The organism is Actinomadura sp. K4S16, assembly GCF_008327685.1.
Classification (GTDB): domain Bacteria; phylum Actinomycetota; class Actinomycetes; order Streptosporangiales; family Streptosporangiaceae; genus Spirillospora.
The window spans coordinates 1-22,466 of sequence record NZ_BDDE01000031.1; the positions used below are offsets into that span (position 1 = coordinate 1).

The following is a 22,466-nucleotide window of genomic DNA, read 5'->3' on the forward strand; positions in this document are numbered from 1 at the left end:
ACATATTAGGAAAGGCCCCGCCGATCACGGCGGGGCCTTTCTTGTTTCATCGGGATTGCAGTGGCCGCCGTTTTCGGGGTCGATCCTCAAGCTGAGTGCTGCGGACGAACGAACGCGTGGGGCGCGGTCGCCGGCGGCCCTGTGGTGGCATGCCGTTCGTCGGCGCTGACCTGGCCGTGAAGGGTGGGGTTCGACTCTCGGCGGAGTTGGGTGGTGGACGGTGCGAGACCGCTGACCATCTCCAGTCCCGGGAGGGGCTCCCGTATTCCGGGGATAGCTCAGGCCAACATCAGTTTGGGCAGGATTCATCCTCGCCCCCGCCCCCGCGCTCGCCCTTGCGCCCGGCCTCGACCAGGTGGACGTCCCCGGTAGCCCGGTCGGTGACTGGTGACTGTAGCTCGTCCGGCTTGACGTGATCGTTCGACCGTCGAGGCGGGGTTCGTCGAGACGGGTTCGCTGGGTGGCGTTAGCTCCTGCGCTCGTTGAGCGGCTTACCGACTGAGCTCGTCAGTGGTCGGCGGGAGGGGGGCGATGGCGACGGGACCCAAGGGCCGTGGCGCGTTCATCGCGGTTACGGCGCGAGCCGGGCACGGCGGCTGACCCTTCCGCGGTTCAGTGCCAGTCATCCGCCACCCCTAGGAGGGGCGGTGGCGGTTGTCCGGCCGCGTTCAGGTTCGGGTGGCGAGGGTCTCGGGCTTGCGGGTGCGTGCTACCTCGGGGGTGCGGGCGTCCAAACTGATCTTGGCGAGGGCGTGGCGGCCGAGGTCGGCTGTTCCAGAGTGCTTGGTCTCTTCCTGGGTCAGGTAGACGGTCAGGTCGGGGAAGGTGACCAGCCATCCGCCATCGCCGGCTGTGGCGGTTCGGAAATCGCGTGGGTCGCGCGGGGCGGCCAGTCTTTCCTTGGCGAAGTCTGTCGCGGAGTCGGCCTCGCGGGTTCCGGCGGGGACGAAGGTGCCGTTGCGGAAGTAGACCGTGGTCTGGGTCCGATCACCAGCGGCCAGGGCGGCCTCGGACACGGTGGCCGGCGGCTCCGGGGGGCGATGGGTGAGCGTGCGTCGTGTGCTCCGCCGCCGGATCCGCCAGATCTTGGCCACCGCCCAGATGAGGAGCACCGGCCAGAGGACCAGCAGGGCCACGAGCAGGCCGGTTCCGGGCGCGTCCACCTTGATTCGCAGTGCCTCGTTGGAGCGGTCGCACGCGACCGCGACGTAGTCGGTGGCAGGGGCCTGGAACGCCCCGACCCATCGGTATCCCTTGATCTCCGCGGAGTCGCCGGAGTGCCGGACGCGGTCCAGCGTCAGCGGATAGGTGCCGTTCTGCCCGGCCAGCGCGCAGGATCCCGGGTCGGCGGCACTTCCGACGACGTGGACGCGGTAACGCAGACCCTCGTCCACCCAGAGCACCGGACGGCTGTCGTTGGGGACGTTTCCGGACCGGACGGCGTCGACCGTGCTCGCGGTGAGGAGTGCGTGGTGCGTCCCCCAGAAGAGCGCGGTGAGCAAGGCGAGCAGGACCACGGGCCAAGCCGGAATCAGATACGCGCGCCAGGACGTGGCGAAGGGCACCCGATACCGATATGCAACCTTTTTCGGCACCCGCGAATTGTACGATCTTGCGGCCTGGAGAGGGAGATCATTTGGACGTTACACGTACCGAGATCGACGGCGTTCCCGTGTTCTGGAGCAAGGGCGCGCCGGGCGATGACGACCATCGAGCGGCGCTGGTGTTCCGCGTGGGGCGGGCCGACGAGACCCTGGCAAGGGGCGGGCTCACCCACCTGGTGGAGCATCTGGCGCTGCATGCGGTCGGCGATTCCGACTATCACCACAACGGCGTCGTGAACGCCGTGACCACCATGTTAGTCACCCATGGCGAGCCCGCGGAGATCGCTTCATTTCTGACGACCGTGTGCGAATCGCTGTGCGCGCTTCCCATGGATCGCCTGGAGGCGGAGAAGAACATCCTGCGGACCGAGGCCGAGGGACGCGACGCAGGGCTGCAAGGCCAGCTGCTGCTGTGGCGCTACGGTGCCGCCACCTATGGCCTGCCCGCCTACGACGAGCACGGGCTGACCGCCTTAACCCCCGAGGACGTCCAGGAGTGGGCGGCGCGCTGGTTCACCAGGAACAACGCGGCACTGGCGATCGTCGGCGGCCCGCCGCCCGAGGGGCTGACGCTGCCGCTTCCCGAGGGCGAACGGCGGCCGGTCCCGGAACCGACGAGCGCCCTGCCCCGGACACCCGCCTACTTCAACGCCGACGTCAAGGGTGTCGCGCTGAGCGCGATCGTGCCGCGCTCGTCCGCCGCCCGGGTCTACGCCGACGTCCTCGGCCGCCGCCTTCACCGGGTGCTGCGGAGGGACAATGCGCTGAGCTACACGACGAGCGTCGACTTCTCATCGAGCACCGGGGACGGTGTGGAACTGCTCGCGTTCGCGGACGGTCTGGCCGAGGTGCGCCCGGAACTCGCGGAGCGGTTCTGCGGGGAGATCGGGCGCATCGCGGCCGAGCCTGTCGACGCGGCCGAACTCGCGGAGGTACTCGCGGCGCGACGCGCTCGCACAGGCTCCGACGAGGCCCGCGCCTCGCAGCCGATGAGGCGGTGCCTTGCCGAACTGCTGGGAGCCCCGCTGCTGACGACGGACGAGGCCCTGGCGGAGCTCGACGCGGTGCGGCCCGAGGACGTCCAGGAGGTCGGCCGCGCCGTGCTGGACACCGCGCTCCTGATGCTTCCGCACGGCGAAGAGCCGCAAGGGGCGCGTTTCGCCCCGGCCCCGACCCGTTCCATGGTCGCGGTCGAGGGCCGCGTCCACACCCGAGCCGGCGATGTCCAGCAGGGGCTGATCGTCGGCCCCGAGGGGGTCACCTCGCTGACCGGCCCGATCATGGCGACCGTGCGCTTCGACCAGTGCGCCGCGGTGTTCGCGTGGCCGGACGGGGCACGCGCGCTGATCGGCCTGGACGGCGTGACGGTCGGGGTCGAGCCGAACCTCTGGCGCTCCGGCACGGCCGCCGTCGCGGAGATCGACCGGCACGCCCCCGCCGAGCTGGTCGTCCGCAAGCCGGCCCGCCCCGACGACCGCGTCCTGTCTCCTGGCGACGACGCCTCCTCGGCCGATGAGGAGGAGGGCGGCTCGGCGTCGGCCGGCGTGGTGGCCGCGCTCTTCGGGCTGCCCGGCAAGATCAGGTCGCGGCGGCGACGGCCGGCCTGGCGGGACGAGGCGCTGGCGGCGGCGCTGCCGAAGGTGCGCGGCGGCGACCTGCGCGCGGGCCTGGAACTGCTGGCACGCACCCGGGACGACGCCGAGACCCGCAGCCTCTACGTGGAGGGCCTCACCGACGCCGCGCTCGGACAGGCCGAGCGGCTCACGCGACTGTACGCGGACGATCCCGACGACCCGGACCTGTGCCTGTGGCTTGGCGCGACCCGTGTCGCGGAGGCGTGGGAGGCGCGCAGCGCCCAACGCGCGGAGTACGTCGACGCGGAACGGTTCGGCCGGTTCTGGCGGCTGCTCGCCCTCGCGGGCCCGCCGCTCTACCGTGCCGCCGAGCTGCTGCCCGCGGACCCCGTCCCCTGGAACAGCCTCCAGTCGTACGGCATCGGCATGCAGCTCGGACGGGACGAACTGGACCGGATCTGGCGTGAGCTGACGGAGCGCGACCCGTCCCTCTACGCGGGCCATATCTCCCGTTCCCAGGCATTGTGCAAGAAGTGGTGGGGTTCGGAGGCCGAGGTGCTGGACTTCGCCGAGGCGGTCGTCGCCGCGGCCGAGCCGGGCGACCCGGTGACCGCGGTACTGGCGGTGGCGCACCTGGAGATCGGCGGTGAGATCGGCACCTGGGACGACCTGAACCGCTACCTGGCCCGGCCCTCGGTGCACGCCGCGCTCGTGGCGGCCGCCGACCGGTGGCTCGCCGGGGACCGGCCGCATCCGAGGAACCTGGAGGCCCACCACTTCTTCGGTGCGGTGTTCTACCGGGCCGGCGACCACGACCGGGCCCGGCGCCATCTCAGCCGGGTCGGCCGCACCAGCCCGCCCGAACGCGCGTGGGGGTACGCGCCCGACGCAGACCGGCTACTGGTCCAGGCCCGGCGGGACGTCCGCGCGAAGCGTGAGGAGCCGCCGCACTAAGGGCGCAGGCCGGGGCCGTCCTGTGCGAGGGCCTTCGCATAGGCGGACAGCGAGCGGTTGTACTGCGGGAGGTGGCGGGAGAGCGCGCCGAGCGCGAGCCCGGCCGCCTCCCGCTCGCGTCCGACGTCGGTGAGCGCGAGCGCGAGGAACGCGGTGATGGCGTCGTCGAGCTCGTCCGAGCCGGCCTCGCGTTCCGCGGTCAGCAGCGCGACGCTCTCGTCGGCCCGGCCGAGGTTGCGGAGCGTGCTGGCGTACTGGATCACGGCCTGCCTCCGCCGCGGTCCGGAAAGCCCTGCGGCGAAGGCCCGCCGGTAGTGGTCGGCGGCCTCCGCCTCGTGGTCGAGGGCGTCGTGCGCGGAGGCCAGCTCGTACTCGGCGACGGCGTCGCCGGGCGGGAGCTCGCCGGTCAGGGCTTCGACCTTGCCGAGGAAGTCCTCGGGGGTGTGGTCGTCGAAGGCGTCCCATAGTGCGGCCATGCGCGCTTCCCAGTCGGGCGCGGGGTTGATCATAAGCGTGAGCCTACGGTCATCCGTCCCGCTGCGGAGGTTCGAGGTCGAGCCAGAGCTCGGCCGGGTGACGGATCACGGTGACGGTGTTCCAGAGGACGTCGTGCGGCGCGTGGTGCAGCCGCGCGTCCGGGAAGCGGCGGGTCAGCTCGCGCAGGACGGTGTTCAGCTCCAGCCGGGCCAGCGGAGCGCCGAGGCAGACGTGCGGACCGGCTCCGAAGGCGAGGTGGGGGTTCGGGGCGCGCTGGAAGTCGATCCGCTCGGGGGCGTCGAACACGCCCGGGTCGCGGTTGGCGCGGTCGACCGCCGGAATCACCAGGTCGCCCTCGCGCAGCGGGACGCCGCCGAGTTCGACCTCGCGGGCGACCCGGCGCGGCTGCGCGGATTCGAACGCGGTGCCGGGAGTGGTGCGCAGCAGTTCCTCGACCGCGCCGGGAATGCGGTCGGGGCGGGCCGCGAGAAGGCGGTAGAGGGTGTCGCCGCCGTCCTCCCGGGTGGTGAGGAGCCGGAACAGGAAGCCCGCGATCGCGGCGGCCGTCGTCTCCCATCCCGCGACGACGACGCTCGCCGCCAGCAGCGCCGCCTCCTCCAGACCGGTCCGCCGGCGGACGGCGTTGGCGGCGATCACGGAGAGCAGGCCGCCTTCCCCGGAGCCGGGTTCCGTCTCCGCCATGAGCCCGCCGAGGCGCTCGGCCATGTAGCCGCTCATCTCCAGCACCGCGCGCTCGTTCTCGGCGGCGCGGTCGGCGCCCGTGGACAGGAACATGTCGCCCCACCTCCGGAACAGCGGCAGGTCGTCGTCCGGCAGGTGCATCACGCCCCCGATGACGCCGAGGGTGAGGGGCATGGCGAGCTGCTCGTTGACCTCGATCGGATCGCCCGCCTGGACGAGCGAGTCGAGCAGCGAGGTGGTGAGCCGGTCGACGGTCGGCCGGTACCGGTCGATCCGGGCGGGCGCGAACGCGTTGCCGACCAGGTCGCGGTGCACGCGGTGTTCACGGCCGTCCCGCGCCAGCATCGTCGGGGAAGTGGGCGGGTAGGGCGGGATCGCGTCGGCTCCCGCACGGCGGAACGTGTCCTGCTCGCGCAGGACGCGCAGGCACTCCCTGTGCCCGGTGACCAGGAACGCCTGGTGCCCTTCCGGGAGGCGGACACGGGCGACGGGCGCGAGTCCGTCGTAGAGAGGGGACAGTCCCATCGGATCGTCGGGACGGACCCCGTCGACCGGAACGTCCTGGCAGGGGAACGGGTATCGCGGGTGATCGGTCGACGGCACGGCGCTCCTTGCGGATGTCGCTGGGATGGTCACTCGTCTGCCCCGAAGCTCCGCGACACGCACGTCCCCGTCAACCCGGGGTGAGGTGCATGTGGCGTCCGCGACATCTGGGGCCTGCGCAACGCTTGTGCAACGTGGGATGCGGCAGAATTGGACCGCCCGGCCATGGCCGGAATCATGGTCGCGTCGGTGCCAACCCACACACGTGCACCGGCGCGGCCGCCGGTCGGCGGATCAGACGCCCGCACCGCGGTCCTCGGCGGCGCCGCGCCCGTTCCCCGGGACGGAGCGGGACGGGGTCACGCCCGCGAACCCGTCCAGGGAACGGCGCCAGGGTACGTCTGGATCGAGATCGAGTGGCTCGCGGCGGCCAGCCGCCTCGGCGCCCTGACCTGCCGTCGAGCCGGAACACCGTGCTACTCCCGCCACCGGCAGTGGCACCAGCACAAACTTCGCCAGTGTTCGGGGCCGTGATCAGGCGATGCCAGACAGACTTGGACACGGCACGGATTGGACCTGTCCCCGCACCGGACCTGGCCATACCGTCCGCCCATGCGTAACACACGACGTCTCGCACTCGCGGCCGTGGCCGCGTTTCCCCTCATGGCCGCGCTGCCGGCGGCGTCCGCCGCGGACTCCGGCGCGACCGCCGCCGGGACCGTCTTCTACCCCAACCCCGTCCAACAGCTCGGGGACCAGTCCCTCACCGACGCGAAGGACGCCGACTACGCCGCCCTCGCGCCCGCCTACCGGCAGGTCACCCTCACCGACCTCGACGGGTCCGGGTCGCTCACCGGACGGTACGCGCGGGTCAAGAGCGAGACCGGCAAGGCCGCCCGGATCGAGAACGGCGCGCTGCCCGCCTACCATCGCGACTCCGACCAGTTCGAGCAGGTGATGGGCTACTACTGGGTGACGACCGCGCAGCGGTACCTGCAGCACCTCGGGTTCGGGTCCGGGCTCCGCCCCGTGAACCAGCGGCAGATCGAAGTGCGGATCAACCAGTACGGCGGCGACAACTCCTTCTTCCGCCCCGACAAGGCGAACATCACGCTCGGCAAGGGCGGGATCGACGACGCCGAGGACGCCGAGGTGGTCATCCACGAGTACGGCCACTCCGTGCAGGACGGCCAGGTCACCGGGTTCGGCACGAACCTGGAGTCCGGATCGATCGGGGAGGCGTTCGGCGACTACCTGGCAGTGGCGGTCACCAGCTGGGCGACCGGCACGCCGACCAAGACCCCGGAGCCGTGCGTCGCCGACTGGGACTCGGTGTCCTACACGTCCGGACCCACGCACTGCCTGCGGAGGCTGGACGGGACGAAGCACTACCCCGAGGACGTCCGCGGTGAGGTCCACGCCGACGGCGAGATCTGGTCGCGGGCCCTCTGGGACATCCGGCAGTCGCTCGGCGACACCCAGGCGAGCACGCTGATCGTCGAGGCGCAGTTCGCGTTCGCGCCGGACACCTCGTTCAAGGCCGCCGCCGAGGCGACCGTCGCCGCCGCCCAGCGCCTCTACGGAGCGAAGGCGGCGAAGGCGGCACAGGCGGCGTTCGCCGCGCGGGGCATCCTGTGACCGCTTGATCGTCGAGGGCGTGGTGCGGCCGTAAGGAGCGATATAGCATTCGCTCATGATCACGGCCGCGCTCGCCTTCGCCGTCGCCGCGTTGATCGTCAACGTGGTGCCGGGACTCGACACATTCCTGGTGCTCAGGACCTCCGTCGCGCAGGGACGGAGCCAAGGCTTGGCCGCGGCGCTCGGAATCATGGCCGGGTGCGCGGTGTGGGGACTCGCCACGGCGGTCGGGCTGACCGCGCTGCTGACCGCCTCGCATGTCGCGTACAACGTGGTGCGCGTCTGCGGCGCCGCCTACCTGGTGTGGCTCGGGGCGACGGCCCTCTGGCACGCCAGAAGGAAGGGCGAGGTCGAACATCCCGAGCCCGTCGTGGCCGCGGGATGGCGTGCGGCGTTCCGCGCGGGAGTCGGGACCAACCTGCTGAACCCCAAGGCGGGCGTCTTCTACATGAGCCTCGTCCCGCAGTTCATGCCGCACGGCGCACCGGTGTTCGGCACGACGATCCTGTTCACCGCGATCGACGTGGTCGAGTTGGCGGTCTGGTTCTGGCTCGTGTCGGGCGCGGCCGCCGCCATGGGGGAGCGGCTGCGGCGCCCGTCGTTCCGGCGCCGGATGGAGCAGCTCAGCGGCGTGGCCTTCCTCGGCTTCGCCGCCAACCTCCTGGCCGACCGCCCCTGACCCAGGCGACGGTCACGGCGAACGGCGTCATGCGAGTGCCTGGGAGAGGCGCTCCTCGGTCCAGGCCGTGTGGCGTTCGCGCAGGTCCTTCGACGTGAGATCCGTGCGTCCCAGGTCGGTGTAGTTGGGAAGCCAGGTCTCGACGGTTCGGTGTGAGTTGGTGAGGGCGAACACGTCCCACAGGGCAAGGTCTGGGACGAGCCCGCCCGCCGCCTCCTGATAGGCGTCGGTGAAGGCCTCGGCCGTGGCCGGGCCATGGAGGAGGACGAGGTCGAGACGGCACCAGCCGACATCGAAGCCGCGCGGCGCCAGGGACGCGCCCGACCAGTCGACCACGCCGGTGAGGGTGCCGCCCTCCCACAGGACGTTGCCCGCCCAGAAGTCGAAATGCGTGAGGACGCGTTCGGCCGTGGCGAGGCGATTCCCTTGGGCAGCCAGGAGCGCTGTGCCAGGCGCGGAGCCTGGGAAGGCCCTGGCCGCCGCCATCCCGTCGCGGAAGCCTGTCAACCGCGCGGCCGGGGTGGCGTGCAGGCGGGCGAGGACGCGGCCCAGCTGCACGGCCGCGGCGTCGGGTTCCATGGACGTGATGTCTGCACGGCCGGGGAGTCGGCTGATCAGGACGGCGGGAAGCCCGACACGCGCACCCTCCGGATCGGCGCCGAGGAGGCGCGGCGCCCAGCCGTCCAGGCCGTCGAGGACGTCCAGCACGTGGGCCTCGTTCACGGCGGCGGCGGTGTCGCCGGGCGGGAAGCGTCGCAGGACCGCCTGCCCGCGTGGTGTTTCGAGCAGGTCCGTCGCGGCGTGCGTGCCGCCCGCGAGGCGCCTCACGGCCCGTACCGGCCCGCCGGACACCTCGGCGGCCCACGCCAGGACCTCATCGGACGGCCGCATTTTCTAGCGGGCGGCGGCTTGCTTGAGCCGGGCGAGGAAGGCCGCCCAGTCGTGGGCGTCGAACTGGAGGACGGGCCCGTCCGGGTCCTTGGAGTCGCGGGCGGCGACGGAACGGCCGCCGATCGATGCGACCTCGATGCACGAGCTGTTGTCGTCCACACCGCCGCTTCGCGTGCTCTTGCGCCAGTCGAGTCGGGAGAGGTCTCGTCCGGTCATGCTCGCCTCGGTCTTCCCTTCGCCTGAGCTTGCGACCCGAAGACCAGATGCTCGATCCGCTGCCTCGAATCGTCCTCGGAGAGTGCGGCGGCGCGGAGCCTTTCGTAGACGTCGAGATAACGGCGCGTAGCCGCAGCGTCGTCTACGAACCGCGACTGATTCGTCTCATCGATATGGACTATATCGCCGCCGAGGGCCGGAACGGTGAGGACGTTGAAGCTGCCCAACGCAGGATGGGCGCCGGCGGTGAAGGGCAGCACCTGGAGGCCGACCCGCCCGCCGTCGATTTCGGTCAGCAAGTGCTGCAATTGCCGCCGCATCACCTCGGGTCCGCCGACGCTCTGCCGCAAAGTGCTTTCGGCGACGATGACATGGACGTCGGGGCGGGCGGCTCGGCCGAGGATCTGCTGCCGCTTGATGCGGACGTCGGTCAGACGCTTGGTCTCGAGGGGCGACCGTCCGGGAACGCCCGCCGCGAAGATCTCCCAGGCGTATTCGGGGGTCTGGAGGAGGCCTGGCAGGAAGACGCATTCGAAGGCTCGGATGCGGGTGGCCTCGTTCTCCATGCTGATGAAGGTCGGGTAGACGACGAGCACGTCGCGGTAGCTCTGCCACCAGTCCTTCGCGTCGTTGCGGCGGGTGAGGGCGAGAAGGGCCTCGCGGCGGGCGGGGTCGGTTATCCCGTAGGCGTCCAGGATGGGGGGGAGGTCGCGCTCGGGGATTCTGACCTGGCCCTTCTCGATACGGCTGATCGAGGAGACGGAGCGCCGCAGCAGTTTGTGAGCCTTCTGCAGGGTGAGGTTCTGTTCGAGCCGAATGTGGCGTAGTTCGAGGCCGAGGCGCACGGTCCGCACATCCGGTGTCGGTTCAGCGGACATTGTCGCTCTCCCTCCGTGGCCGTTCGATTCCATTGTGTGTCGACCGGCTCGCGGACGGGGCGGGAACGCCAAGATCAGAGAATTCCCGCTGGAGGAATTCCCGTTGTCCGGTGGTCGGCGGATGAGTCCTGGCCCGGTTGTCCATGCTTGCGCTGGTCGCGTTGCGGAAGGTGGCGCGGAGTAATTCAGGAAGTGTCGGAAATGGGAGGGCGGCTTGGGCAGCATGGTGGTGCTGGGCGCGCTGACGGTGGACCGGGACGCGTCGTCCGTGGCGCTGCTGCGCCGGTACGTGGACGGAGCCCTGGAGCTGGAGGGCATCGGCGCGGAGGACGTCCAGCTGATCACGAGCGAGCTGGCGACCAACGCGGTCGAGCACGGCGCGGGGGACCGGATGGCGCTCGTCCTGACCGGGGACGGGGAGCGGGTCCGGGTGGAGCTCACGGACGGCGGAGGCGGGGAGCCGCGGGTGCGGGCGCCCGGCGACGATGAGGAGGGCGGGCGCGGGCTGGTGATCGTCACGGCGGTGGCCGAGCGGTGGGGCGTGCGGCGCGAGGGCGGCGGCACCTGCGTGTGGGCGGAGGTCGCCCGCACGGACCGGAGCGTGCCGGGGTTGCGGCGAAATCGGGGGGCCGGGGTCCCGGACGCCGTAGGCTGCTCGGGTGACTGAGAAGCTTTGGCAGATCGAGCCGTCGGGGCCGCTTCGCGGGGACGTCACCGTGCGGGGCGCGAAGAACGCGGTCAGCAAGCACATGGTCGCCGCGATGCTGGGGGACGGGCCGAGCACGATCAGCAACGCGCCGGACGTCGGCGAGGTCGGCATCACGGCGGGCATGCTGGAGCACGTCGGGATGACCGTGGAGCGGTCCGGCGGCGAGGTGACGGTCGTGCCGGGGCCCGTGTCGGACCCGAGCGTCGGCAAGGCGTTCACCGGCCTGAACCGCATCCCGATCCTGATGCTGGGGCCGCTGCTGCACCAGGCGGGCGAGGCGTTCGTGCCGCTGGTCGGGGGCGACCCGATCGGGCGGCGGCCGGTCGACTTCCACGTGGAGGCGCTGCGGGCGTTCGGGGCCGAGGTGTCGCTCGCGGCCGACGGGATCCACGCGCACGCCACGCGGCTCGTGGGGACGCGCATCGAACTGCCCTACCCGAGCGTCGGCGCCACCGAGACGGTGCTGCTGGCGGCGGTGCGGGCCGAGGGCAAGACCGTCATCCGCAACGCGGCGACCGAGCCGGAGATCACCGAGCTGGCGCTGTTCCTGCAGCGGATGGGGGCGCGGATCTCCTTCGCCCCCGACCGGCGCATCGTCGTGGAGGGCGTCGAGCGGCTGAGCGGCGCGCAGACGCGGCTCGGCGGCGACCGGATCGAGGCGTTCTCCTACCTGGTCGCGGGCCTGGTCACGGGCGGCGAGGTGCGGGTGCACGGGTGCCCGCAGGACCGGCTCGTCACCGCCATCACGACGCTGACCAGGATGGGCGCCGAGTTCGAGATCACCGACGACTGGATCATGGCGTCCGCGCCCGGCGGCCTGCGCCCCGCGGCGGTGCAGACCGACACGCACCCGGGGTTCGCGACGGACTGGCAGACGCCCCTGATGGTGCTGTTCACGCAGGCGGACGGCATGTCGGTGCTGCACGAGACCGTGTACGAGAACCGGCTCGCCTATGTCCCGGCGCTCCAGAGCATGGGCGCGGAGATCGAGGTCTACGACACCTGCCTGGGCGGCCCGGCCTGCCGGTACCACGACACGGCGGCTCTGCACTCGGCGGTCGTGCGCGGGGTGAGCAAGCTGCGCGGCGGGGACGTGACCATGCCCGACATCCGGGCCGGGTTCTCGGCCGTGCTGGCGGCGGCGGTCGCGGAGGGGCCGTCCACGCTCAGGGGCGTGCACCACATCGAGCGCGGCTACCACCGCCCCGTCGAGCAGTTCAGGACGCTGGGCCTGTCGCTGCGCGCGGGCTGACGGGGTTCGGGGCCGTCCGGGGCCAGGAGAAGGTGAGCGATCCGCCGACGGGCAGGTCGTGCCAGAGCGGCGCCAGCTCGTCGAGCCGGGCGAGGACGCGGTCGACTGCGGGCCGGTCCTCGGGCGGTATCGGCCGGCGGTCCGCCCACGCGGGCGCCCGCGCGCCCGCGCGGCGGCGCCAGGCGAGGTCGCACAGGCCCGCCAGGTGCTCGGACCTGGCCATGTCGCCGTGGTCGGACCGGCTGAGGAACGCCTCCCGCTTCTTCAGCCGGCGCTGCTCCCTGGCCCGCCGCCGCGGATCGCCGGGCGTCTCGCCCGTCTCGGCGAAGTCGCCGCCGCCCGCCGCGGCCCGCCCGAACACGCCGGACGTGAGGCCCATCTCCGCCTCGACCAGGTAGTGGACGAGGTCATGCGGGATGTGGTCGTCGTAGCCGGGGGCGGGATCCATCCGGCGCGGGTTCCGCCCCGGGAGCCGGACGACGGTCGCGTACCGGCGCTCACCCGTCCGTTCGAAACTCACGTCCATCCGGCCAGGCTAGGCCGGAGGCTTCCCGCGCCGCATTCCGATTTCCTACGGTGGACCAGTCGTCTGGAGGGGGCGCCGTGGAGTTCGACCGGACCGATCCCTATCCGTTCTACGCCCGGGCGCGCGAGGCCGAAGGGCTGACCTTCGTCCCGGAACTGGACGCCTGGCTCGTCGCCCGGCACGCCGACGTGCGGGCGGTGCTGCGCGACCCGGAGACGTTCTCCTCGGCGAACGCGCTGCGGCCGGACGTGGTGCCGGGCCCCGAGGCCCTCGCCGTGCTGCGGGCGCTTCCGCAGGGCCGCCCCGTCGTGGTCACGGCGGACGGCGACGACCACCGGTGGCTGCGCGGGCCGCTGACGCGCGGGCTCTCGCCGAACCGGGTCGCCGCCGCCGTCCCGTTCATCACCCGGCGGGCGCGGGAGCTGGTCGACTCCTTCGCCGCAGACCGCCGCGTCGAGCTGATGGGACGGTACGCGCGCGTCCTGCCCGGCGAGGTGATCGGGCACATGCTCGGCATCGACCCGGAGGAGGTGCCCGCCCTGATCGAGGGCAGCTACCGGGCGGAGGACCTCGTCTTCCGGCCGATGGGCGCGGAGGAGCAGGTCGCCGCCGCCGAGCACGTCGCGGGCATGAAGCGGGTGCTGGACGAGCACGTGAAGGGCCGGGAGCCGGGCGACGACCTGTGCGGCCAGATGGCCCGCGCGATCGAGCCGCACGGCACGCTCATCTCCAACCTGCAGAACATCCTGCTGGCCGGGCACCTGACGACGACGGCCCTCATCGGCACGACGGTGCTGCACCTGTTGCGGAACCGGGAGCAGTGGGAGCTGCTGTGCCAACGGCCGGAGCTGATCCCGGCGGCCGTCGAGGAGGCCGCGCGCTACGACACCGCGATCCAGGGGTTCCGGCGGGTCACCACCCGCCCGGTGCGGGTGGCGGGCACCGACCTGCCCGCCGGCGCGGCGGTCTTCGTCGCCTTCGCCTCGACCGGGCGCGACCCGCGCGCCCATGACCGCCCCGACGAGTTCGACATCACCCGGGAGCCGGCGCGGCACCTGGCGTTCGGGCACGGCGTCCACGCCTGCCCGGGCTCGCAGCTCGCCCGCGAGCAGGTCCGCGTCACGCTGGAGGAGCTGACCGCGCGACTGCCGGGGCTGCGCGTCGAGGAACCGGTGGAGATGCTTCCGAGCCTGATCCACCGCTCGCCGAAGGAGCTGTTCCTTACCTGGTGATGGCCGGAATCTACAAGACGGGTGTGCCCGCGAGGGCCACGCTGGAGTCATGGATCTGACCAAGGCGACCGACTTCATGGCCATGCACGCGCGTCCTCTGGACCGCCGACGCTTCGAACTGCTGACCGGGGAGGGCGACCGGGAGGCGCTGCTCGCCGCGCTGAACGCCTACCGGAACCCCGACGGGGGATACGGCCACGGGCTGGAGCCCGACCTGCGGTCGCGGACGAGCCAGCCGGGCCCCGCGCTGCACGCGTTCGAGGTCTTCGAGGAACTGGCCCCGGTGACGGCGCCGGAGGCGGCCGCCCTCTGCGACTGGCTGGGCTCGGTGACGCTGCCGGACGGCGGCCTTCCGTTCGCCCTGCCCATCCCCGACCCCGCCGGCTGCGCGCCGTTCTGGACCGGCGCCGACCCGGGGACGTCCTCGCTGCAGATCACCGCGGTGGTCGCGGCCATGGCGCAGCGCGTCGCCGTCCACGACACGGCGGTCGCCCGGCATCCCTGGCTCGACCGCGCCACCCGCTACTGCCTCGACGCCATGCGCGCCAAGGACACGATGCACGCACTGGAGGTGGAGTTCGCCCTGTGGCTGGCGGACGCGGTCGAAGACACCGAGGCCATCGCCCTGCTCGGCGAGCACATCCCGGACGACGGCCTCCTCCATGTCGAGGGCGGCCTGGAGGACGAGTCGCTGCGCCCGCTCGACTTCGCGCCCTACCCGGACCGTCCGTCCCGCTCCCTCTTCAAGGCGGACATCGTGGCCGCCGAACTGCGGCGGCTCGACGGCATGCAGCAGGACGACGGCGGGTGGCTGGTCGACTTCGCCTCCTATTCGCCCGCCGCCGAACTGGAGTGGCGGGGCTACGCCACCGTCAGGGCCGTCTCCGTCCTGACCCGCAACGCGGGCGGCTAGCCCGGCGTCCCGGTGCGGGGCGGGTGCGCGTGGGATCCTGGAGACGCAGGCCACATCCGACGGCACCGGAGGCTCCCGATGGACAACGGCCCGGGTCACACGGCGCTCACCCCGCTCGCGTTCCTCGAACGGTCGGCCCAGGTGTTCCCCGCCAAGACCGCCTACGCCTACGGGGACCGGCGCGTCGCCTACGCCGAGTTCGCCGCCGAGGCGACCCGGCTGGCGAACGCGCTGCGGGCCTCCGGAGTCGAGCCGGGGGACCGGGTCGCCTACCTGGCGCCCAACGTCCCGGAGCTCCTCGTCGCGCACTTCGCGGTGCCGCTCGCCGGGGCGGTCCTCGTCGCGATCAACACGCGGCTGGCGCCGGACGAGATCCGCTACATCCTCGACCACTCGGGCGCGAAGGCCCTGGTCGTCGACGCGGGGCTGCATCCGTCCGTGGCGCCGATCGCGGCCGGGCTGCCGCCGGTGGTCACCGTTCCCGCGGTCGGCGCCGAGCCCGACCCGGCGGTCGGCGGCATCTCCTACGAGGAGCTGCTGGCGCGCGGCTCGGACGACCCGCTGCCCTGGACGGTCCAGGACGAGAACGCCGCCATCTCGATCAACTACACGTCCGGCACCACGGGACGGCCGAAGGGCGTCGTCTACACGCACCGCGGCGCCTACCTCAACGCGCTCGGCGAGGTCGTGCACTCGCGGCACACGCCCGAGAGCGTCTACCTGTGGACGCTGCCGATGTTCCACTGCAACGGCTGGTGCACGCCGTGGGCGCTCGCCGCGATCGGCGGGACGCAGGTCTGCCTGCGCGCCGTCGTCGCCGGGGAGATCTGGCGGCTCATCGACACCGAGGGCGTCACCCACCTCAACGGCGCCCCGACCGTGCTGGTGACGATCGCGAACGCGCCGGAGGCGCACCCGCTGGAGCGGCCGCTGACCGTCACCACGGCGGGCGCGCCGCCGAGCCCGACGATCATCGGGGAGATGGAGCGGCTCGGGGCCGGCATCGTGCACGTGTACGGGCTGACGGAGACCTACGGGCCGTACTCGGTGTGCGAGCCGCAGCCCGGCTGGGCGGGGCTGCCCGCGGGCGACCGCGCCCGGCTGCTGGCGCGGCAGGGCGTCGGCATGATCCAGACCGACGGGCTGCGGGTCGTCGACGCCGACATGAACGACGTCCCGGCAGACGGGACGACGCTCGGCGAGATCGTCATGCGCGGCAACAACGTCATGAAGTGCTACCACCGGGACGAGGAGGCCACCGCCCACGCGTTCCGCGGCGGCTGGTTCCACTCCGGCGACCTCGGCGTCCGCCACCCCGACGGCTACGTCGAGCTGCGCGACCGTTCCAAGGACATCATCATCTCCGGCGGCGAGAACATCTCGACGGTCGAGGTCGAGCGGGCGATCGACTCGCATCCCGCCGTGCTGGAGGTCGCCGTGGTCGCGGTGCCGGACGACAGGTGGGGGGAGCGCCCCAAGGCGTTCGTGGTGCTGCGGGACGGCCGCACCGCCACCGAGTCCGAGCTGGTCGAGCACGTCCGGGCGGGCCTCGCCCGGTACAAGGCCCCGGACGAGGTGGAGTTCGTCGCCGAGCTGCCCAAGACCTCCACCGGGAAGATCCAGAAGTTCCAGCTCCGGGAGCGGGAGTGGGCGGGGCGCGACCGCCGCGTCCAGGGCTGAGAACTCCCGCCGCGCCGGGGCCTCCCGCCGTGTGAGGCGCGGCGGTTCGTGGGAAGTGTTTTCTGCGCGGGCGTCCGAGCCGCCGGCTGCCGAGCGAGAGGGGAGCGCGATGCCGCCCACCGACAGGCCGACCGGGAACGTGCTGATCGTGGGGGCCGGCCCGACCGGCCTCCTCCTGGCGGGCGACCTCGCCGCGGCCGGGATCGGCTGCACGGTACTGGAGCGCCGTCCCGAGGAGACGACCAACCTGACGCGGGCGTTCGCCGTGCACGCCCGCACCCTGGAGATGCTGGACGCGCGCGGCGTCGCCGAGGAGCTGGTCGCGACCGGGACGCGCGTCGGCAGGCTGCGGCTGCTCGGCTCCACCGCCCTCGACCTCTCGCGGCTGCCGGGGCGGTTCCCGTACGTCCTGGTCACCCCGCAGTACGAGACCGAACGCGTCCTGAGGGAGCGGGCGCTGTCCGCCGGCGCGCAGATCGTGCACGGCGCCGAGGCCGTCGGGCTCCGCCAGGACGCGGCGGGCGTGGACGTCGACGTGCGGGACGCCGGCGGCGGGACGCGCACGCTCCGCGCGTCCTACGTCGTCGGCGCGGACGGGGTCCGCAGCACCGTACGGGAGGCGCTCGGGCTGCCGTTCCCCGGCCGCGCGGCGGTGCGGTCGGTGATGCTGGCCGACGTCCGGCTGGACAGGGCGCCCGCCGACGTGCTCAGCGTGGGCGCCGTCGGCGACGCGTTCGCGTTCCTCGCCCCGTTCGGGGACGGCTGGTACCGGGTGATCGCGTGGAACCGCCGCCGCCAGGCGCCCGACTCCGAGCCCGTCGACATGGACGAGCTGCGCGAGGTGGCCCGCCGCGCCCTCGGCACCGACCTCGGCATGGGGGAACCGCGCTGGACGTCCCGGTTCCACAGCGACGAGCGGCAGGTCCCGCGCTACCGGGTGGGCCGGGCCTTCCTCGCAGGGGACGCCGCGCACGTCCACTCGCCGGCGGGGGGGCAGGGCATGAACACCGGGATGCAGGACGCGGCGAACCTCGGCTGGAAACTGGCCGCCGAGCTGCGCGGCTGGGCGCCGTCATGGCTGCTCGACAGCTACCACGAGGAGCGGCATCCCGTCGGCAGGCTCGTCCTGCGCAGGAGCGGCGCGCTGCTGCGGTTCGCCCTCGCCGAGCCGCGCTCGCTGCGGGCGGCCCGCGCCGCGGCGGCGTACGCGGCGACCCACGTGCCGCCCGTCGCGCGGCGGATCGCGGGCGCCGTCTCCGGTATCGACCTCGCCTACCCGGCGCCGCGCGGGTCGCATCCCCTGACCGGGCGGCGGGCCCCTGACGTGCCGCTGGCGGGCGACCCCGGCAGGCTCTACGAACTGCTGGCCGACGGACGGTTCGTGCTGGTGGTCGCGGCCAACGACCCCGCGGTCACCTATCTGGCGGCCAAGCGGTGGGCCGGCCGCGTGCACTGCGCGCCCGCCGGCGGCGCCACCCGCACGACCGCGCTGGTGCGTCCGGACGGCTACATCGCCTGGGCGACCGACGAGACGGCGCCGGACCGGCGCGCGGCGGCGATCCGGGACGCGCTGAGCCAGTGGTGCGGGCGACCCGCCGACCGGCCCGCCCACGAGCCGCGGCCCAGCCAGACCGTTGTTCCGGGCGAGGACGGGACGGGGAAGGGGACCGGCCGCTGACGAGGCGCCTCCGACAGAAGCAGCGGGGTCCGGCCGCCCACGGCGGCCGGACCCCGCTGCTTCCCCGGTGCGGCTCCGGTCAGTAGCGCCGCTCCTCGCGGCCGTAGCCGAGTTCCTCGGCCACGTCGGCGACGTTCTCGTACTCGCGTTTCGGCAGCGTCCGGAGCTGGTCGACCGCCCGGTCCGGCGCACCGCCCTCGGCGGCGTGGCGGACCAGCTCGTTCGGGCGGGCCGGATAGCGGACGCCGCTGAGCATCCGGGCGAGGGCGCTGCGGCCCTCCACGTCCTGCGCGCTCATCCCGGGCGGGGAGCCCTCCCGGTCCCCGGCGGCGGGCGCCGTCGGGTCCGCGGGGTAGTCGTTGGAGAACGGCTCGGTCTCCTTGAACTCCTCGGCGTGCGTGGGGTGGTGGCCGCTGACCATGCCCTGCGTCTCGCGGCCCATCTCATCGTCCAGCTTCGCGCCGTGCTTGTCGCTCTTGTCTGGCATCTTCGTCCTCCTTGCGCGCCTACCGGACTGAGCGTTCCCGGGCGGGCTCTGCCAAACATGCGGGCGATCACATGGCGGGCGCGCGGTACGGTGTGGCGCATGCTGCCGGAAGAGGGCGTGAACGCGGTCCGGGTCGTGGTCGGGCTGCTGGTCCGCGGCGAGTACGAGGAGCTCGAGACCCTCACCGAGGGGCGCCGGCTGAGCGCGGCGGAGACGGCCGCCGCGGTGGCCGCGTCCGGGCGCGACCTGATCAGCCCGCCCGACGGCGCCTTCGCCGACCTGGAGACGACCGGGGTCGAGCAGGTCTCGGGCGCGGAGCGCGCCTTCCACGTCGCCTTCCGGCTGTGGACGGCGCAGGACGGGCCTTCCGGGCCGGTGCTGAGCCTCACCCTGTCCGAGGTCATGGACGGCGTGTGGACCGTGGAGCTGGACGGGATCGAGGACGCCGGCGCGCTGTGACGCCCCGGCCTCCGGTCAGGACTGCCCGAGCCGCATCATCCGCAGGACGCGCCGCACCAGCGAGTTCTGCCCGCCCTCGCTCGGTTCCTCCTGATCCGTCGCCTCCTCGGCCTCGGCGGCGGGGGAGGACCGCGGCTCCGGCGGGTCCCCGGCCAGCTCGTAGGTGACCGGCAGCGACCGCAGGCCGCGCATCAGCGGGGACGAGCGCCACGGGAGCTGGTCGGCGGGCAGCGCGAGCCGCAGTTCGGAGAACCGGTCGAACAGCCGCTCCACCGCGATCGCGGTGATGGTGGTGGCGAGGTCGCGGCCGAGGCAGGCGTGCGGGCCGGCGCTCCACGCCAGGTGGGCGCGCGAGCTGTAGATCGAGTCCGGTCCGCCGCCCGCCGCGAACGCCGGGTCCAGGTGGGCGGCGGCGGGCGAGACCATGACCGGGTCGCCGGCCGCGATCTGGAACCGGCCGAGGCGCACGTCGGCCTTGGCCCACCGGAACGCCAGGTTCGCCATCGGCGGGTTGGCGGCCGCGGCCCGGTTGATCGCCTCCTGGAGCATCCCGGCCGACAGGCTGTCGCGGGCGCCGGTCTCCCCTATGAGCACCTCGGCGATGGTGTTGCAGATCAGCGTCCCGGTCACGTCGCCGACGAGGCCGGTCATCATCGCCATCTCGCCGGTGAGCTCCTCGGCCGTCAGGTCCGGCACGGCGGCCAGCATGTAGGACGGCAGGTCGTCGCCGGGGTCCGCCGCCCGCGCCGCGCACAGGTCCGCGACCCGCGCGATCAGCCGGGCGGACGCCTCCTGGGCGTCCGGGCCCGCGTCCATCACCCGCCACAGGTCGATGATCAGCTCGTCGCCGCCGTCGGCGCCCGAGCCGAGCAGCCGCCCGATCACCATCAGCGGCAGCGGCCGCGCGTACTGCGCCGACAGGTCGGCCCACCCGGTCCTGCCGCCGCTCTCCGCCAGCACCGTGAGCAGCTCGTCGGCGTAGCGCCGGACGGCCTCCTCCAGCGCCTTCGCCTCCGGCCTGCCGCGGTCCTGGAACGGCCGCAGCCCCTCGCTCCAGGCGCCGCGCAGCCGGGTGGACTCGGCGCCGTCGCGGAACCCGCAGTTGTCCGACTCGACGACGGGCAGCATCGGCCAGTCCGCCGGGACCGCGCCCTCCCGGTACGCGCGCCAGTTGCCGACCCGCCGGCTCCAGTTCCCGCGGGTGTCGCGCAGGATGTCGAGCGTCTGGGTGTAGCCGATGACGAGCCAGGCCGGGACCCCGAGGACGTCCACCGGAGCGACCGGGCCGTACTCCGCCCGCAGCCGCTCGTAGAACGCCGCGGGGCGGGACTCGTAGTCGCGGTTCAGCAGCGGCTGGACGGCGAGCGCCTCCAGCGGCGGATGGGCGGGGGCGGGCTCGGCCTGCGGCGTCTGGGGCTCCACGTGCACAGACCCTAGGAGAGAACGTTCGCTCCTGGCCGGTTTATGCTGGAATCTCCCACGGCGATCTTTCGGCGTGCACGAGCTCGCGGCCATCGCGGGGTATGTGACGCTAGGGGTGCCCATACATGAGCTGGAGGTCCGCATGACCGACTCGGCGGGAGCGCCCGAAGACGGCGAGGACGAGGTGAAGCGCCGGTTCCGGGAGGCCCTGGAGCGCAAGCGCGGCGCGGAGAGCAAGAACGCCAACGGCGGCGGCCGGAGCGGCTCGAAGGTGCGCGGCACCCACGAGCGCGCCGACCACCAGCGGCAGTTCCGCCGCAAGAGCGGCTGACCGGGCGGACCCGGCCCGCCGGCCCCCGCGCCTCGGCGCGGGGGCCGTTCCGTTCTCCGAGCCCGGGCCCCGCGAGGACCGCGCTCCCGGCCGCCGGGCCTGTCAGCCCTGGTAGAGCTTCTTGCTGTAGTTCGCCTCGCGGTAGTACTCCCGGAGCTCCTCGACGCTCTCCTCGGTGTACTGGACGTCCTTGACGATCCGGGCGTGCGGCGGCAGCGCCTCCGGCTCCCAGGACTCGGGCTTCCACAGCTTGGAGCGCATGAGCGCCTTCGCGCAGTGGAAGAAGATCTGCTCGATCTCCACGACGAGCGCGAGGGCCGGCCGGTGGCCCTTGACGACCATCTCGTCGAAGAACGGCGCGTCCCGGACGAGCGTGGCCCGGCCGTTGATCCGCAGCGTCTCGCCGCGGCCCGGCACGAGGAAGACCAGGCCGACGTGCGGGTTGTCCAGCACGTTCATGAACCCGTCCACGCGGCGGTTGCCGGGGCGGTCCGGGATGGCGATCGTCGTGTCGTCGAGCACGCGCACGAAGCCGGGCGGGTCGCCCTTGGGCGAGACGTCGCAGTCGCCGGCGGCGTCGCTGGTGGCGATCAGGCAGAACGGGGACCGGGCGAGCCACTCGCGATCCCAGGCGTGCAGCGTGACGCGCTCCTTGTCGATCGCGCGCTGCATCGGCGCGCCGAGGAGCTCGCGCAGCTCGGCGGCCGAGGTGATCGCAGTGAACTCGGGGGCGACCGTCATCGCCGCTCCTTCCGCGGGGAGATCAGGAGGTCAGCGTAACCAGGCCGGTTCCTGCGTCTCTCAGTGGGAGTAGTCGTCGTCGTACTCGTCCGGATAGGGGAGCCTGGCGCCCGCCTGCATGCCGCCCGTGCCGCGGCCCTTCGGCTCCTCCCACTCCTCCTGGCGGCCGAGCGCGGTCACGTCGAGGAAGTAGTACGAGCCGCCGACCTGCTCCACGCCCCGCGCGTACGTCGAGTACGTGTGGTAGACGGTGTCGCCGTCCCGCAGGAAGCAGCTCGCGCCGGGCAGGTCCATCGGCCGGTCGCCCTCCGGCGGCACCGGCCGGTAGTTGTACTCCTCCGGCGCCACCGACCCGTCCAGGGTGACGTGGTAGTCGTAGTTGAAGTCGCTGCCGAACGAGGAGTACCAGGGGAACACCCAGCCCATCTCCGCCCGGAACGGCCCGATCTTCGACTGCGGCGCCCGCGACACCGCCGCGTAGGTCGTGCCGCGGTCGTGCAGGTGGCGCAGGAGCCCGACCGAGATCTCCGCGAGACCCGACGAGCAGCTCCGGCAGGCGCGGTCCCACTCCGGGGCCCACATCGCGTGGTTCACGATGAGCTGGCGGCGCCCTTCGAACAGGTCGAGCAGGGACGCCTTGCCGTCCGGCCCCTCGAAGACGTAGTCCTTGTCGACCCGCACCATGGGCAGCCGCCGCCGGGCGCTGTTCAGCGCGTCGCGGGCGCGGGTGAGTTCCTTCTCCTTGACGAGCAGTGCCTTGCGGGCCGCCAGCCACTCTTCGCGGGAGGCGACGTCTGGGAGCGCCATGCTCAGTCCTCCGATCTGCACGGTTTCCCATGCAGACTCGGCGGCGCGCCGGAACTCATCGCCCGCGCCGGAC

Annotated in this window: 22 protein-coding genes; 11 read left to right on the top strand and 11 right to left on the bottom strand. The window is 72.9% G+C overall.

Features of this window, described 5'->3' with window-relative positions:
* Positions 1–668 precede the first annotated feature (668 nt).
* On the bottom strand, positions 669–1,565 hold the full coding sequence (locus tag K4S16_RS41870) for a hypothetical protein (RefSeq protein WP_160161226.1): 897 nt from the start codon (positions 1,563–1,565) through the stop codon (positions 669–671).
* Positions 1,566–1,636: 71 nt separating this feature from the next.
* Here K4S16_RS41870 and K4S16_RS41875 point away from each other — a divergent pair, with 71 nt between their 5' ends.
* Positions 1,637–4,132, top strand: coding sequence for an insulinase family protein (locus tag K4S16_RS41875; protein ID WP_149264678.1), 2,496 nt, complete (start codon positions 1,637–1,639; stop codon positions 4,130–4,132).
* On the opposite strand, the gene K4S16_RS41880 is transcribed toward K4S16_RS41875, so the two are convergent.
* Positions 4,129–4,641, bottom strand: a complete 513-nt coding sequence (locus tag K4S16_RS41880; protein WP_149264679.1) for a tetratricopeptide repeat protein — start codon at positions 4,639–4,641, stop codon at positions 4,129–4,131. The genes K4S16_RS41875 and K4S16_RS41880 overlap by 4 nt on opposite strands.
* Positions 4,642–4,657: 16 nt before the next feature.
* On the bottom strand, positions 4,658–5,914 hold the full coding sequence (locus tag K4S16_RS46675) for a cytochrome P450 (RefSeq protein ID WP_149264680.1): 1,257 nt from the start codon (positions 5,912–5,914) through the stop codon (positions 4,658–4,660).
* A gap of 552 nt (positions 5,915–6,466) precedes the next feature.
* Here K4S16_RS46675 and K4S16_RS41890 point away from each other — a divergent pair.
* Together K4S16_RS41890 and K4S16_RS41895 are read left to right on the top strand one after the other, a co-directional pair.
* Positions 6,467–7,492 (top strand): M4 family metallopeptidase, encoded by a 1,026-nt coding sequence (locus tag K4S16_RS41890; RefSeq protein WP_149264681.1) that lies wholly within the window; start codon positions 6,467–6,469, stop codon positions 7,490–7,492.
* A gap of 55 nt (positions 7,493–7,547) precedes the next feature.
* Complete coding sequence (locus K4S16_RS41895) at positions 7,548–8,171, top strand: LysE family translocator (protein WP_149264682.1); 624 nt, start codon at positions 7,548–7,550, stop codon at positions 8,169–8,171.
* A gap of 27 nt (positions 8,172–8,198) precedes the next feature.
* Here the strand turns inward: K4S16_RS41895 and K4S16_RS41900 are convergent, their stop codons facing one another.
* The 3 genes from K4S16_RS41900 to K4S16_RS41910 are packed head-to-tail and all read right to left on the bottom strand — an operon-like array spanning position 8,199 to position 10,156.
* On the bottom strand, positions 8,199–9,062 hold the full coding sequence (locus K4S16_RS41900; protein WP_149264683.1) for a phosphotransferase family protein: 864 nt from the start codon (positions 9,060–9,062) through the stop codon (positions 8,199–8,201).
* Positions 9,063–9,065: 3 nt separating this feature from the next.
* The gene (locus K4S16_RS41905) at positions 9,066–9,278 is read right to left on the bottom strand and encodes a DUF397 domain-containing protein (RefSeq protein WP_149264684.1); all 213 of its coding nucleotides are present in this window, start codon (positions 9,276–9,278) and stop codon (positions 9,066–9,068) included.
* On the bottom strand, positions 9,275–10,156 hold the full coding sequence (locus tag K4S16_RS41910; RefSeq protein ID WP_160161227.1) for a helix-turn-helix transcriptional regulator: 882 nt from the start codon (positions 10,154–10,156) through the stop codon (positions 9,275–9,277). The genes K4S16_RS41905 and K4S16_RS41910 overlap by 4 nt, the downstream gene beginning before the upstream one ends.
* A 223-nt stretch (positions 10,157–10,379) precedes the next feature.
* On the opposite strand from K4S16_RS41910, the gene K4S16_RS41915 reads away from it, so the two are divergent.
* Entirely contained in the window at positions 10,380–10,823 is a 444-nt protein-coding gene (locus K4S16_RS41915) for an ATP-binding protein (protein ID WP_149264686.1), read from the top strand.
* Positions 10,816–12,117 carry a UDP-N-acetylglucosamine 1-carboxyvinyltransferase gene (gene murA, locus K4S16_RS41920; protein WP_149264687.1) on the top strand — a complete coding sequence of 434 codons (1,302 nt, stop codon included), beginning with the start codon at positions 10,816–10,818 and terminating at the stop codon, positions 12,115–12,117. Before K4S16_RS41915 ends, murA begins: the two co-directional genes overlap by 8 nt.
* Here murA and K4S16_RS41925 read toward each other — a convergent pair.
* Complete coding sequence (locus K4S16_RS41925; protein WP_149264688.1) at positions 12,083–12,643, bottom strand: hypothetical protein; 561 nt, start codon at positions 12,641–12,643, stop codon at positions 12,083–12,085. The two genes, murA and K4S16_RS41925, sit on opposite strands and share 35 nt — an antisense overlap.
* A gap of 77 nt (positions 12,644–12,720) precedes the next feature.
* Between K4S16_RS41925 and K4S16_RS41930 the strand changes: the two genes are divergently transcribed.
* From K4S16_RS41930 to K4S16_RS41945, 4 genes are all read left to right on the top strand, one after another.
* Complete coding sequence (locus K4S16_RS41930) at positions 12,721–13,875, top strand: cytochrome P450 (RefSeq protein ID WP_235037421.1); 1,155 nt, start codon at positions 12,721–12,723, stop codon at positions 13,873–13,875.
* Positions 13,876–13,924: 49 nt separating this feature from the next.
* Entirely contained in the window at positions 13,925–14,788 is an 864-nt protein-coding gene (locus K4S16_RS41935; protein ID WP_149264690.1) for a hypothetical protein, read from the top strand.
* A 78-nt stretch (positions 14,789–14,866) separates the two neighbouring features.
* On the top strand, positions 14,867–16,468 hold the full coding sequence (locus K4S16_RS41940) for an acyl--CoA ligase family protein (RefSeq protein ID WP_149264691.1): 1,602 nt from the start codon (positions 14,867–14,869) through the stop codon (positions 16,466–16,468).
* A gap of 109 nt (positions 16,469–16,577) precedes the next feature.
* Positions 16,578–18,146 (top strand): FAD-dependent monooxygenase, encoded by a 1,569-nt coding sequence (locus K4S16_RS41945; RefSeq protein ID WP_149264692.1) that lies wholly within the window; start codon positions 16,578–16,580, stop codon positions 18,144–18,146.
* 79 nt (positions 18,147–18,225) lie between these two features.
* On the opposite strand, the gene K4S16_RS41950 is transcribed toward K4S16_RS41945, so the two are convergent.
* Entirely contained in the window at positions 18,226–18,633 is a 408-nt protein-coding gene (locus tag K4S16_RS41950; RefSeq protein WP_149264693.1) for a DUF2795 domain-containing protein, read from the bottom strand.
* A 99-nt stretch (positions 18,634–18,732) separates the two neighbouring features.
* Here K4S16_RS41950 and K4S16_RS41955 point away from each other — a divergent pair, with 99 nt between their 5' ends.
* The gene (locus K4S16_RS41955; RefSeq protein ID WP_149264694.1) at positions 18,733–19,092 is read left to right on the top strand and encodes a hypothetical protein; all 360 of its coding nucleotides are present in this window, start codon (positions 18,733–18,735) and stop codon (positions 19,090–19,092) included.
* 15 nt (positions 19,093–19,107) lie between these two features.
* Here the strand turns inward: K4S16_RS41955 and K4S16_RS41960 are convergent, their stop codons facing one another.
* Positions 19,108–20,514, bottom strand: coding sequence for a cytochrome P450 (locus K4S16_RS41960; RefSeq protein WP_149264695.1), 1,407 nt, complete (start codon positions 20,512–20,514; stop codon positions 19,108–19,110).
* 142 nt (positions 20,515–20,656) lie between these two features.
* Here K4S16_RS41960 and K4S16_RS41965 point away from each other — a divergent pair, with 142 nt between their 5' ends.
* Positions 20,657–20,845: a DUF5302 domain-containing protein gene (locus K4S16_RS41965; protein WP_149264696.1), complete on the top strand. Its 189-nt coding sequence runs from the start codon at positions 20,657–20,659 to the stop codon at positions 20,843–20,845.
* A 102-nt stretch (positions 20,846–20,947) separates the two neighbouring features.
* Here the strand turns inward: K4S16_RS41965 and K4S16_RS41970 are convergent, their stop codons facing one another.
* Complete coding sequence (locus tag K4S16_RS41970) at positions 20,948–21,586, bottom strand: pyridoxamine 5'-phosphate oxidase family protein (RefSeq protein WP_149264697.1); 639 nt, start codon at positions 21,584–21,586, stop codon at positions 20,948–20,950.
* A 60-nt stretch (positions 21,587–21,646) separates the two neighbouring features.
* Positions 21,647–22,393, bottom strand: coding sequence for a DUF899 domain-containing protein (locus K4S16_RS41975; protein WP_149264698.1), 747 nt, complete (start codon positions 22,391–22,393; stop codon positions 21,647–21,649).
* Positions 22,394–22,466 lie beyond the last annotated feature (73 nt).

Bases quoted from the DNA above. Each gene is read 5' to 3' on its own strand.
- K4S16_RS41915 (WP_149264686.1), top strand. From the start codon at position 10,380: ATGGTGGTGCTGGGCGCGCTGACGGTGGACCGGGACGCGTCGTCCGTG.
- K4S16_RS41955 (WP_149264694.1), top strand. From the start codon at position 18,733: ATGCTGCCGGAAGAGGGCGTGAACGCGGTCCGGGTCGTGGTCGGGCTG.
- K4S16_RS41905 (WP_149264684.1), bottom strand. From the start codon at position 9,278: ATGACCGGACGAGACCTCTCCCGACTCGACTGGCGCAAGAGCACGCGA.
- K4S16_RS41935 (WP_149264690.1), top strand. From the start codon at position 13,925: ATGGATCTGACCAAGGCGACCGACTTCATGGCCATGCACGCGCGTCCT.
- K4S16_RS41940 (WP_149264691.1), top strand. From the start codon at position 14,867: ATGGACAACGGCCCGGGTCACACGGCGCTCACCCCGCTCGCGTTCCTC.
- K4S16_RS41925 (WP_149264688.1), bottom strand. From the start codon at position 12,643: ATGGACGTGAGTTTCGAACGGACGGGTGAGCGCCGGTACGCGACCGTC.
- K4S16_RS41945 (WP_149264692.1), top strand. From the start codon at position 16,578: ATGCCGCCCACCGACAGGCCGACCGGGAACGTGCTGATCGTGGGGGCC.
- K4S16_RS41950 (WP_149264693.1), bottom strand. From the start codon at position 18,633: ATGCCAGACAAGAGCGACAAGCACGGCGCGAAGCTGGACGATGAGATG.
- K4S16_RS41900 (WP_149264683.1), bottom strand. From the start codon at position 9,062: ATGCGGCCGTCCGATGAGGTCCTGGCGTGGGCCGCCGAGGTGTCCGGC.
- K4S16_RS41895 (WP_149264682.1), top strand. From the start codon at position 7,548: ATGATCACGGCCGCGCTCGCCTTCGCCGTCGCCGCGTTGATCGTCAAC.
- K4S16_RS41970 (WP_149264697.1), bottom strand. From the start codon at position 21,586: ATGACGGTCGCCCCCGAGTTCACTGCGATCACCTCGGCCGCCGAGCTG.
- K4S16_RS41975 (WP_149264698.1), bottom strand. From the start codon at position 22,393: ATGGCGCTCCCAGACGTCGCCTCCCGCGAAGAGTGGCTGGCGGCCCGC.
- K4S16_RS41965 (WP_149264696.1), top strand. From the start codon at position 20,657: ATGACCGACTCGGCGGGAGCGCCCGAAGACGGCGAGGACGAGGTGAAG.
- K4S16_RS41910 (WP_160161227.1), bottom strand. From the start codon at position 10,156: ATGTCCGCTGAACCGACACCGGATGTGCGGACCGTGCGCCTCGGCCTC.
- K4S16_RS41880 (WP_149264679.1), bottom strand. From the start codon at position 4,641: ATGATCAACCCCGCGCCCGACTGGGAAGCGCGCATGGCCGCACTATGG.
- K4S16_RS41890 (WP_149264681.1), top strand. From the start codon at position 6,467: ATGCGTAACACACGACGTCTCGCACTCGCGGCCGTGGCCGCGTTTCCC.